Annotated in this window: 9 protein-coding genes; 8 read left to right on the top strand and 1 reads right to left on the bottom strand. The window is 68.2% G+C overall.

Annotated features, from left to right (window positions below):
- Window positions 1-10 precede the first annotated feature (10 nt).
- A complete protein-coding gene (locus DSM104443_RS12465; protein ID WP_212756648.1) occupies window positions 11-874 on the top strand; it encodes a hypothetical protein in 864 nt (287 codons plus the stop codon).
- On the opposite strand, the gene DSM104443_RS12460 is transcribed toward DSM104443_RS12465, so the two are convergent.
- Window positions 871-1239, bottom strand: coding sequence for an Mth938-like domain-containing protein (locus tag DSM104443_RS12460; RefSeq protein ID WP_171092691.1), 369 nt, complete (start codon window positions 1237-1239; stop codon window positions 871-873). The genes DSM104443_RS12465 and DSM104443_RS12460 overlap by 4 nt on opposite strands.
- Before the next feature lie 84 nt (window positions 1240-1323).
- On the opposite strand from DSM104443_RS12460, the gene DSM104443_RS12455 reads away from it, so the two are divergent.
- The 7 genes from DSM104443_RS12455 (at window position 1324) to DSM104443_RS22060 (ending at window position 11467) form a co-directional block, all read left to right on the top strand.
- Window positions 1324-2424 carry a trypsin-like peptidase domain-containing protein gene (locus DSM104443_RS12455; RefSeq protein WP_171092689.1) on the top strand — a complete coding sequence of 367 codons (1101 nt, stop codon included), beginning with the start codon at window positions 1324-1326 and terminating at the stop codon, window positions 2422-2424.
- Window positions 2425-2444: 20 nt separating this feature from the next.
- Window positions 2445-3632, top strand: a complete 1188-nt coding sequence (gene alaC, locus DSM104443_RS12450; protein WP_171092687.1) for an alanine transaminase — start codon at window positions 2445-2447, stop codon at window positions 3630-3632.
- Window positions 3629-4072: a GNAT family N-acetyltransferase gene (locus DSM104443_RS12445; protein ID WP_171092686.1), complete on the top strand. Its 444-nt coding sequence runs from the start codon at window positions 3629-3631 to the stop codon at window positions 4070-4072. Before alaC ends, DSM104443_RS12445 begins: the two co-directional genes overlap by 4 nt.
- Window positions 4069-5379, top strand: coding sequence for a homoserine dehydrogenase (locus DSM104443_RS12440; RefSeq protein ID WP_171092683.1), 1311 nt, complete (start codon window positions 4069-4071; stop codon window positions 5377-5379). Before DSM104443_RS12445 ends, DSM104443_RS12440 begins: the two co-directional genes overlap by 4 nt.
- Entirely contained in the window at window positions 5376-6554 is a 1179-nt protein-coding gene (locus tag DSM104443_RS12435; RefSeq protein ID WP_171092681.1) for a DUF4034 domain-containing protein, read from the top strand. Before DSM104443_RS12440 ends, DSM104443_RS12435 begins: the two co-directional genes overlap by 4 nt.
- Complete coding sequence (gene thrC / locus DSM104443_RS12430) at window positions 6551-7957, top strand: threonine synthase (RefSeq protein ID WP_171092680.1); 1407 nt, start codon at window positions 6551-6553, stop codon at window positions 7955-7957. Before DSM104443_RS12435 ends, thrC begins: the two co-directional genes overlap by 4 nt.
- A 69-nt stretch (window positions 7958-8026) precedes the next feature.
- A complete protein-coding gene (locus tag DSM104443_RS22060; protein ID WP_281359524.1) occupies window positions 8027-11467 on the top strand; it encodes a choice-of-anchor U domain-containing protein in 3441 nt (1146 codons plus the stop codon).
- Window positions 11468-11563: the final 96 nt, after the last annotated feature.

Here is an 11563-nt window from a genome sequence, read left to right as displayed (position 1 = left end):
AGCTCCACCGATGCATGCATTCCGCAAGGCGATGATCGCCACCGTCTTCGCCGCCGCCGCGTCCGGCGCCAACGCCCAGTCCATCGACAACAGTGCGATCGGCAAGCCGGAGTTCCGCGAGCACAAGGCCACGTACGGCGTGGTCTATCGCCTGCCGAAGGATGTGACCGACATCCTCGACAGCAAGGTCTACCCGCCGCTGCGCGAGAGGCTCGTGAAGCTGGGGCTGGTCGCCGAGGCGCGCACCTTCAACTTGCAGCACGTGACGGTCGTGCACATCCACAGTGCGGATCCCTCGACGCCGAAGAAGATGCTGGCCGCGTTCCCGAAGGCGCCGCCCGTTCTCACCCTCACGCTCAAGAACTTCTACAACACCGAAGCCGCGGCCGGCGCCGGAGCCCCGTGGTGGTTCGACCTCGGCGTGGTGAAGAGCGGGCAGGGCTACACCGAGATGATGAAGTTCAACACCGTGGCCACGGCGGCTATGGCGCCGCTGCGCGACGGCCCGCTGCCCCGCGTCACCGGGCCGGTGTACGAGAAGATGGGCGATGCCGGCAAGGACCTCGTGAAGACGGTGGGCGTGAGCGGCGTGAACATCGTGAAGGACGGCAAGGAAACGGCGTCCCACAACCCGCACAACACGCTCGTCTACAGCATGGTGCGCTGGGACGACCGGCTGAAGACCGCGATGAACGAATTCGCCGCCGAGATGAACGCGGTGCTGCCCAACGGCATCGACACGCAGTTCCGGGAAGTCTCGATCGTGGAGATCGGCTTCATGGGCAACGTGCTGCGCGAGTTCTACCGCGTGGGCCTCGCCGACGGCTCGGCCTACGACGTGGTGAACGGCCAGCCCGTGAAGGCGGGCAGCTAGTCGACCACGAGGGCCGCGACCACGTTGCGGCCCTCGCTCGCGAGGATGTTGAAGGTGCGGCAGGCCGCGGGGGTGTCCATCACCTCGACGCCGATGCGCGCCGCGTAGAGCGGCGCCAGCACCGCCGGGTCGGGAAAGGCGAAGCGCGCCCCGGACCCCAGCAGCACGATCTCCGGTTTCGCCGCGAGCACCTGCTGCACGTGCTCGGGCGCGAGCTGCGCGATCGAGGCGACGTTCCAGTCGTCGATGGCTTCCGGGCGCACCAGCACGCCGCGCTCGATGTGCCGTCCATTGACGGCCACGTACCCGGCCCCGTAGCCGGTGAATCCATTGCGGCCCTCGGCCGTGACGCGATCGACTTTCATCCCGGCATTCTCGCATTCCCGGGAGGCGCCGCGCGTGTTCGGATAGACTTCCGCCTGCACGGAGAACAGGAACCCGAGGTCGCAATGCCCGTACCCGATTACTACGAAATACTCGGCGTCCCCCGCCGGGCCAAGTTGACCGACATCACGCGGGCCCACAAGCGTTGGGTCGCGGAATTCAAGAAGGAAAGCACGGCGCCCGACCCGCGGCGCGAGGCCCTGCTGCTCGAGGCGTTCGAGACCCTGTCCGACGAGCATCGGCGCGACGCCTACGACGCGGAGCTGGCGGCCTTCGAGCGCGAGATCGGGAGGAAGAAGAACAAGCCCCCGGTTGCCGCGATCGCCGCGGGAGTCCTCGTGGTGGCCGCGGGCGCCGCCTTCTTCGGGTTCCGGTCCTCCGGCCCGCCCGCTCCGACGGCGAGCACCACCGAATCCCTGCAGATGGCGATGTCCGGCTCCGTGTCGCCGCTGCTGAGCTACGACATCTCCGGCAAGTCCACGCCCGCGGGCCTCGCGTTCGTGATCGAGGACAAGGTCATGGTGGGCAACTGCCAGGGCCTGGCGCCTGGAGCGCTGCTGGTCGTGAACGTCGGCAAGGGGCGCACGATCCCGGCGCGGGTCACGATCGCCGACGACGCGCTCGGCCTTTGCAAGATCCTCACCGACGGCTATGTCGGCCAGCCGCTCTCGGTGAACAGCACGCCGCCCGCGGTGGGCGCGAACGTCTTCTCGGCGGTGATGGATGCGAAAGGCGAGCTGGGCATCCGCGAGACGAAGGTCACGAAGGTCGTGGACGAGGGCAAGGGGAAGGCGATCCAGGCCGCCATCACGACGCAGCCCGGCGGCAACGGCGCCCCGCTGCTGGATGCGCAGGGCAAGGTGGTGGCCGTGGCGACGCTGCAGGCCGACGGAAGCACGCTCCACCGCGTGATACCCGCGGGCTGGCTCGCCGAAAACCGGCCGCAGCTGGCGGAGCCCAAGCCGTATCAGGATTCGGGAGGCGCGGCGAAGGCGACGGGCACCGCGGGCGCCACGACCGACCAGGGCGCGGCGAACCTCCTCGGGCAGAAACCGGCCAACTGGGAGGAGATGGGCCCGGACGAGCGCGAGCAATGGGAGCGCGGACAGGCGGAAATCCAGCGGCGGCAGGGCGCGATCATCAAGGGGATGGGCGGCAAGAAATAGCGCTGCGATAGAATTGGGGCATGCAACCCGAATTCCCGCGCATCAAGCGCCTCCCCCCGTACGTCTTCAACATCACCAACGAGCTGAAGATGGCCGCCCGCCGCGCGGGCGAAGACGTGATCGACCTGTCGATGGGCAACCCCGACGGTCCTACGCCGCGCCACATCGTCGACAAGCTCGTGGAGGTGGCACAGCGCGAAGACACGCACGGATACTCCGTCTCCAAGGGCATCCCGCGCCTTCGCCGCGCGATCTGCCAGTGGTACAAGCGCCGCTGGAACGTGGACCTCGACATGGATTCCGAGGCCATCGTCACCATCGGCTCCAAGGAAGGCCTCGCGCACCTGATGCTCGCCACGCTCGACCGCGGCGACACGGTGCTGGTGCCCAACCCCAGCTACCCGATCCACATCTATGGCGCGGTGATCGCCGGGGCGGACATCCGCTCGGTGCGCATGACCCCGGGCGTGGATTTCTTCGAGGAAGCCGAGCGCGCGATCCGCGAGCTCTTCCCCAAGCCCAAGATGATGATCCTGGGCTTCCCGTCGAACCCCACGGCCAAGTGCGTGGAGCTGGAGTTCTTCGAGAGGATCGTGGCGCTCGCCAAGCAGCACAACATCCTCGTCGTGCACGACCTCGCCTACGCCGACATCACGTTCGACGGCTGGAAGGCCCCGTCGATCATGCAGGTGCCGGGAGCGCGCGACGTCGCCGTCGAGTTCTTCACGATGTCGAAGAGCTACAACATGGCGGGCTGGCGCATCGGCTTCATGGTCGGCAACAAGGACCTGGTGCACGCGCTCGCGCGCATCAAGAGCTACCACGACTACGGCACGTTCACGCCCCTGCAAGTGGCGGCCATCGCGGCGCTCGACGGCCCGCAGGAATGCGTCGAGGAGATCCGCGCGAAGTACCAGAGGCGCCGTGACGTCATGGTGGCGGGGCTCCACGACGCCGGCTGGATGGTCGCGAACCCCAAGGCCTCGATGTACGTCTGGGCGCAGATCCCCGAGCCGTACCGCGCCATGGGCTCGATCGAGTTCGCGAAGAAGCTGCTCAAGGACGCGAAGATCGCCGTCGCCCCCGGCGTGGGCTTCGGCGACTACGGCGACGACCATGTTCGCATCGCCCTCATCGAGAACGAGGCCCGCTCGCGCCAGGCGGTGCGCGGCGTGAAGGAAATGTTCCGCAAGGACGGCCTGCTGTGAGGATCGTCCCCGTCACCGACGCGCAGGGCGCCATCACCGAGCCGCAGCTCATCGCCGCCGCCGAGGAAGTGCACCGCCAGCTCCGCCCTCAGCTGCCGCAGGACTACGTGGGCCGCCTGAAGGAGGTCTTCGCCAGCGGCGCCGAGATGGCCGTCGCCGAGAAGGACGGCCGCGTGCTGGGCATCACCGTCTTCCGCGTGATGGAGAAAACGTTCACCGGCCGCGAGCTCTACTGCGACGACCTGGTCTCCGACGAGCGCGAGCGCTCGAGCGGCGTGGGCAAAGCACTCCTCGATTACCTGAAGGGCGTGGCCGAGCAGCGCGGCTGCGACAACTTTGCGCTCTCGTCCGGCTGCCAGCGCACCGCGGCGCACCGCTTCTATTTCCGCGAAGGCCTCGTCATCGGCGCATTCAGCTTCAGCCGCAAGGTGAAGCCGTGAAGCCGATGCAGGTGGGGTTGCTGGGCCTGGGTACGGTGGGCAGCGGCACCGTCGAGGTCCTGCGCCGCAACCGCGAGGAGATCGCGCGCCGCGCCGGGCGCGACATCGTCGTGAAGGCGGCTTCCGCGCGCGACCTCAAGAAGAAACGAGCCGTCTCGCTGGACGGCATCGAGCTCGTCGCCGATCCAGCCGCGATCATCGCGCGCCCCGACATCGACATCGTGGTGGAGCTGATCGGCGGGGACACCATCGCGCGAGAGCTGGTGCTGAAGGCCATCGCCGCGGGCAAGCACGTGGTGACCGCCAACAAGGCGCTGCTCGCCAAGCATGGCACCGAGATCTTCCTCGCCGCGCAGAAGAAGGGCGTGATGGTCGCGTTCGAGGGCGCGGTCGCCGGCGGCATTCCGATCATCAAGGCCATCCGCGAGGGCCTCACGGCCAACCGCATCGAGTGGATCGCCGGGATCATCAACGGCACCTGCAACTACATCCTCTCGGAGATGCGCGACAAGGGCCTGCCCTTCGACATGGTGCTCGCCGAGGCGCAGCGCCTGGGCTACGCCGAAGCCGATCCGGCGTTCGACATCGAGGGCATCGACGCCGCGCACAAGCTCACCATCCTCGCCGCGATCGCCTTCGGCATCCCGATGCAGTTCGACAAGGCCTACGTCGAAGGCATCACGCGGCTCACCGCCATCGACATCAAGTACGCCGAGGGGCTGGGCTACCGGATCAAGCTGCTCGGCATCGCCAAGCGCACGGACAAGGGGATCGAGCTTCGCGTGCATCCGACGCTGGTGCCGTCGCGCCGCCTGATCGCCAACGTCGAGGGCGTGATGAACGCCGTCCTCGTGAAGGGCGACGCAGTCGGTCCGACGCTGTTCTACGGGCGTGGCGCGGGCTCGGAACCCACGGCGAGCGCCGTCGTGGCCGACCTCGTGGACGTGACCCGCATGGCCACGGCCGATCCGGAGCACCGCGTCCCGCACCTCGCATTCCGTCCCGACCGGCTCTCGGACGTGCCGATCCTTCCGATGGAAGCGGTCGAGTCCGCGTATTACCTGCGCCTGCGGGCGCTCGATCGCCCCGGAGTGCTCGCCGACGTGACGCGCATCTGCGCCGACCTCTCGATCTCCATCGACGCGATCTTCCAGAAGGAAGCGGGCGAGGGCGAGGACCAGGTCGACGTCGTGATCCTCACGCACGCGACGCAGGAGAAGCACGTCAACGCCGCCATCCATCGCATCGAGAATTTGCCGACGATTCCGTCGCCGGTGGTCCGCATCCGGTTGGAGGAGCTGCTGTGAAGCCGGGTGTCGTTGCCGTGGCCCTCGGGCTCGCGGCGGCCAACGCGTTTGCCTATGCCCCCTGCGACAGCCCGGCCAAGTACACGGCGATGAACGATTCGCTCCAGCCCTGGCGCAACGCGCTCACCGAGAAGCGCTTCGACGACCTCGAGCGCCATTTCTCCGGCGTGGTGAAGTCCGTGGAAGCGGGCACCCTCAGCGACGCCGAGGGCTCGACCCTGTTCAGCGTGTTCGCCGTCGCTTCGCCCGCCCGCGATCCGCTGCACCGCGAATGGATCCAGCGTTACCCGAAATCGGAGGCTGCCTATCTCGCCGCCGCGGCCTACTACCTGCGCCTGGCTTTCGCGGCGCGCGGCGACAAGTTCTCCGACGAGACCTCCGACGAGCAGTTCGACGCGATGGGCGAGTCGATGATCAAGGCCAACGAGCTGCTGGACGAAGCGATGCGTCTCTCGAAGCGCCCCACGATGGCGATCTCGCAGCGCATGCGCATCACGACCGCAACGGGCAACTCCGTGCGGACCGCCCAGCACTACCGCAAGGCCATCAAGGACTATCCCGAGACGCTGCAGGTCCGCTACCGCTACATCTCGGCCAGCAATCCGAAGTGGGGCGGCAGCATTCCCCAGCTGATGGCGATCGTCGACGACGCGAAGGGCATGTCGGAATCCGACCAGCGCTACGTGAAATACATGGTGCAGAACGAGGTGGCCTCGTCGCTCGAGACGGTCAACGACGACAAGCGCGCGGTCGAGGTCTACGAGAAGACATTCCTGCTTTGCCCGGGGCTCGAGGGCGCGCTCGACTCGGCGATCCGCCTGCGCGAGAAGAACAAGGAATACGCCGCGATGCTTCCGCTCGCCGAGGAGTTCATCAAGCGCTTCCCGGCGCGCGGCCGCGGCTATGTGTCGCGCGGCTGGTCGCTCTACTACACGGGCAAGATAAAGGAGTCCTTCGCGGACTACGAGAAGGCCGCGGAGCTCGGATACGGCCGCGGCTTCAGCGGCCTAGCCTGGTACTACGAGACCGGGACCGTGGTGGCCAAGGATCCGAAGCGCGCGGCCGAGCTCTACCTTGCCGCCGCCGCACAGGGCGTGCCGGGCACGAAGGAGAGGGCGGCCGCGGTCCGTGAAAAGGCAAAGGCCGGCGCATCCCCCGTCCCCGCGAAGCCGTGAAGTACGTCAGCACCCGCGGCGCGTCTTCCGGCCAATCGTTCACCGACATCCTGCTGGAGGGGCTCGCGCCGGATGGCGGGCTCGCCGTGCCCGAGCAGTGGCCGCGCATCATGCCGGTCAAGCTGCAGGCGATGCGCGATCTCGCCTACCCGCAGCTCGCCTTCGAGATCCTGCGCTTCTTCTCCGACGATTTTCCCGGCGGCGCGTTGAAGCGCATCGTCGACAAGACGTATACGAAGGAGATCTTCGGCACGCCCGAGATCACGCCGCTCCGGCCGCTCGGCAACAATCTTCATCTGCTCGGCCTCTCCAACGGGCCCACGCTCGCCTTCAAGGACATCGCGCTCCAGCTCCTGGGCAACCTCTTCGAGCAGGTGCTCGAGGAGAAGGACCGCCGCCTCACCATCGTCGGCGCCACGAGCGGCGACACGGGCTCCGCGGCCGAGTACGCCCTGCGCGGCAAGTCGCGCGTGAAGGTCTTCATGCTCTCGCCGCACAACCGCATGAGCCCGTTCCAGCGCGCGCAGATGTTCTCGCTGCAGGACGCCAACATCTTCAACATCGCCGTCGAGGGCACGTTCGACGAATGCCAGGACGTGGTGAAGGCCGTGAATGCCGACGCCGCATTCAAGGCGCGCCATTCGATCGGCGCGGTGAACTCGATCAACTGGGCGCGGGTGGCAGCCCAGGTGGTCTACTACTTCAAGGGCTACTTCGCGGCGACGCAGTCGAACGACCAGCAGGTCTCGTTCGCGGTGCCGTCGGGCAATTTCGGCAACATCTTCGCGGGCTACGTCGCGAAGCAGATGGGCCTGCCGATCCGCAGGCTCGTCCTCGCCACCAACGAGAACGACGTGCTGGACGAATTCTTCCGCACCGGCCGCTACCGGCCGCGAGCGACGGCAGATACGCACGAAACCTCGAGCCCGTCGATGGACATCTCCAAGGCGTCCAATTTCGAGCGCTTCATCTGGGACATCGTCGGCGGCGACGGCGAGAAGGTCCGCTGGCTCTTCGGCCAGGTGGCGAAGGAGGGCGGCTTCGACCTCTCGCGCGAGAAGGAATGGGAGAAGGTCGAGGAGGATTCCGGCTTCGTCTCCGGCAAGAGCACGCACGCCGACCGGCTGGCCACCATTAAAGAGGTAAAGGCGATGCACGGCGTGATCATCGATCCGCACACGGCCGACGGCGTGAAGCTCGCGAAGCGATACGCCGAGCCGCGCTATCCGATGATCTGCCTCGAGACCGCGCTGCCGGTGAAGTTCGAGGCCACGATCATCGAGGCACTCGGTGAGCCGGCGCCGCGGCCGCCGGGATTTCACGATCTGGAATCGAAGCCGCAGCGCTTCGACATCTTGAAACCCGATGCCGAGGCGTTGAAGCGCTACATCGCCGATCGCTGAAAGTTTGTCAAGACTTCCCGTTCGTTTCGGAGGCCCTTAGACTCCGAAAAAAACGTGGAAGTAACGATCATGCGCACTTCGCTCCTTCGCACACGTTCAGGGCGTGTCGCGAATGCCGTCAAGGCTGTGCTATTCGTCGCCTGCGTTGCGGGCGCTTCGTCGGCACACTCCGCCACCTTCGACGTCACGTCGCTCGCCGATTCCGGAGGCGGGTCATTGCGCGACGCGATCGACCAGGCCAACGCGAATCCCGGCGGAGACACGATCACCTTCTCCGTGACCGGCACGATCACGCTGGCCTCGCCGCTGCCCCCGAGCATCGGACCTCTCGTCGTGCAGGGCTCGCCGGGCGTGATCATCGACGGCATCGGGCTCTACCGCGCGTTCATGTTCCTCGCCGGCGACGGAGCGCTCCGCGACCTCGTCATCCGGAACGCCCGCGCAAAGGGCGGCGACGGCGGCATCGGCCAAGGCTCCAGCGGCGGCGGCGGGATGGGCGCGGGGGGTGGCCTCTTCGTGAACAGCGGCGTGAACGTCATCGTCAGCGGCGTCGCTTTCCAGGACAACGTCGCGCTCGGCGGCAATGCGGGTGCGATCGCGGCCGAGTCCGCCGGGGCCGCGGGCCCGGGCGGCGGCGGCATGGGCGGCAACGGCGGCAACAGCCGCTATACAGGCGGTGGCGGCGGCGGTGGGCTGATCGGTCAGGGCGGCTCGTCGACGACCGCGGAGCAAGGCAATCCCGGATTCGTGAATGGCGGCGCGGCCGGCGGTCTCGGCGGGAACACCTACTCGTCCGGCAGCGGCGGGGGCGGACCCGGTGGCGGAGGCGGTGGGGGCTACTCCGGCGGCGCAGGCGGCGCTTCGCTCGGCTTTCCGGGCACGTCGGGCACCGGAGGCTGCGGAGACGTCGCGGGTTCGCCCGGTTCGGCCGGCGCGGGCGGTGCGGGCGGCAATGGTTCGACCGATCCCGCGGCTCCGCCCTTCGACTACCAAACCGGCGGGGGTGGAGGCGGTGCGCCAGGAGGCGGGGGCGGCGGCGGCAGCGACAATGCGTGCGGCGGCGGCGGCGGCGATTTCGGCGGCGGCGGCGGCGCGGGCCTCGACCAGAACCTGAGGACCACGACCGGCGCGCCCGGTGGATTCGGGGGCGGCGGTGCCGGCGGTGCGAGTGAACGGGCGGGCGGCGCCGGCGGCTTCGGCGGTGGCAATGGCGGAACGGGCGGTGACTACGGCACCGGACTGGGCGGCTCGCGCGGCAACGGAGGCTCGGCTTACGGAGGCGCCATCTTCGTGCGCCAGGGTGGAACCGTCACATTCGCCGAAGGTTCGATGTCGGGCAACATTGCCCTGGCCGGTACCGGTAACGCGAATGGCAGCGCGGACGGGCGCGGGATCTACCTGCATGGCTCGTCCACGCTCTCGCTCAACACGGTCGTGAGCTCCACGCTGAGCGACCCGATCGCAGGCACGGGCTCGGTCAGCAAGACGAGCCCGGGCACGGTCACGCTCGCGGCGGCGAACACCTACACGGGCGGCACGACCGTCGGTGGCGGCACGCTCGTCGTCAACGGATCGATTCCTTCCGCGACCGTTTCCGGCGGAACGCTTGCCGGGACCGGCACCGTACCCAGCGTGGTGGCCACCAGTGGCGCCATCAATCCCGGCGTCGGCGGCTCGGGCCTGCTCAACGTCGGCACGATGAGCCTCGCGGGCGGCGTCACGTACTTTGCGACGATCGGACCGACGACCGCGCGCGCGCGTATTGCGGGCAACATCACCCTCGGCGGTGCGACGCTCTCCGTCACGCTCGCCCCGGGCTACACGCACACCGTGGGCGCGGCGCACACGATCGTGGAGAACGCCGGCGTGCAGGCTATCGGCGGCGTGTTCGCGGGCCTCGCCCCGAACGCGCTCACGACGATCGGCGGCAACCTCTTTCGCATCAGCTATGCCTCGGGCGCCGGCGGCCGGCAAGTGACGCTCACTGCGGTCGGCCTGCCCTCCGCGCCCACCGGCGTTGGCGGCAGCGCGGGCAATGCCAACGCGACGATCTCGTACGGCGTGCCCCTATCCAACGGCGGCCTCACGATCACCGGCTACACGGTGATCTGCAATCCGGGCGCAATCACGGTGACGGTCTCCACGCTCTCGCGCAACTTCACCGGCCTGGTGAACGGCACGCCTTATACGTGCACGGTCGCCGCGGTGAACGCGGCGGGAACGGGTCCGGCCTCCGCGCCCGTGACCGTGACGCCCACGCTCCTCAACGTCACGGGTCCCGATCCGGACGGGGTCGGCGTCGTGACCGCGGCGCTCGCCGGCGGTGGCGGGGGATGCTCGTTCGCTCCGACGCCCGCGTTCGTGCCGCCGGTCGGCGATCCACGTTCGCCGCCGGAGCTTCCGCCGATGGTCGCCTTCCCGCACGGGCTGTTCGATTTCAGCCTCGTCGGCTGTACGCCGGGTGCCACGGTGACGCTCACGCTCGCGTATCCCGATGGCCTGCCGGTGAGCAAGGCGCAATTCTTCAAGTACGGGCCCACGGTGTCCGATCCCGTGCCTCACTGGTCCCCGTTCCCGGCCACCCTCGCCGGCAACACGCTCGTGATCACGCTGGTCGACGGAGGCGCCGGTGATAGCGATCTCGCCGCGAACGGCGCGATCGCGAACCTCGGCGGCCTGGGCGTGCGCGTGCCGGACCCGCCGGTCTTCACGCCGGCGACGGTCGCGTACCAGGGCACGTGGTGGGCGAGCCCGGGCGGCCGCGAGAACGGCTGGGGCATCAACACCACGCACCAGGGCAACACGATCTTCGCCACGTGGTTCACGTACGACGCGAACGGCGACGGCCAGTGGCTGGTGATGTCCAACGCCGAGCGCGCAGCAGACGGTTCGTTCACGGGCAAGATCCATCGCGTGACCGGACCCGCGTTCGATGCGGTGCCGTTCGATCCGCGGCTCGTCACGCGAACGGAAGTGGGAACGGGCACCCTCACGTTCACGAGCGCCACCGAAGGCACGTTCGCGTACACGCTGGATGGCGTGACGCAATCAAAGCCGATCACGCGCCAGGTGTTCGGCGACGTCGTGCCGGAGTGCGTCTCGAGCGGCTCCACGGGAACGATCGACAACTACCAGGACCTCTGGTGGAACGCGGGCGGCTCCGAATCGGGCTGGGGACTCAACATCACGCACCAGGGCGAGGTGATCTTCGCGACGTGGTTCACCTTCGCCGCTTCCGGCAAGGGGCAATGGCTGGTGATGTCGAACCTGCGGCGCGTGGAGCGAAGCGACACGTACACCGGGAAGATCTATCGCTCGCGCGCCAACCGCTTCGATGCGCAGCCCTGGGATTCCTCGTCGCTGCACCTCGTGGAGGTGGGCGAGGCCACGCTGAGCTTCCCGGACCGCAGCAACGGCACGTTCGCCTATACGCTGGACGGCATCACGCAGCAGAAGGCGATCACGCGCACGGTCTTCAAGGACGCATCGGCGGTCTGCCGCTATCCGTAGGCGGCACTTGCCCGTACTAAAGGAACATCTGCAGCCGGGGGCGGCGCGTATTCCCTACAGCCGCCTTTCCCGGCGCCTTCGCCCGCCCTCGCATTG

It is taken from the genome of Usitatibacter rugosus, from assembly GCF_013003965.1.
GTDB lineage: Bacteria > Pseudomonadota > Gammaproteobacteria > Burkholderiales > Usitatibacteraceae > Usitatibacter > Usitatibacter rugosus.
Note: the sequence above shows the minus strand (reverse complement) of the source record. Positions and strands in the feature narration are given on the sequence as shown.

What these genes read in the sequence shown, in the direction of transcription:
- DSM104443_RS12465 (WP_212756648.1), top strand. Translation starts at nt 11, where the DNA reads ATGCATGCATTCCGCAAGGCGATGATCGCCACCGTCTTCGCCGCCGCC.
- DSM104443_RS12460 (WP_171092691.1), bottom strand. Translation starts at nt 1,239, where the DNA reads ATGAAAGTCGATCGCGTCACGGCCGAGGGCCGCAATGGATTCACCGGC.
- DSM104443_RS12455 (WP_171092689.1), top strand. Translation starts at nt 1,324, where the DNA reads ATGCCCGTACCCGATTACTACGAAATACTCGGCGTCCCCCGCCGGGCC.
- alaC (WP_171092687.1), top strand. Translation starts at nt 2,445, where the DNA reads ATGCAACCCGAATTCCCGCGCATCAAGCGCCTCCCCCCGTACGTCTTC.
- DSM104443_RS22060 (WP_281359524.1), top strand. Translation starts at nt 8,027, where the DNA reads ATGCGCACTTCGCTCCTTCGCACACGTTCAGGGCGTGTCGCGAATGCC.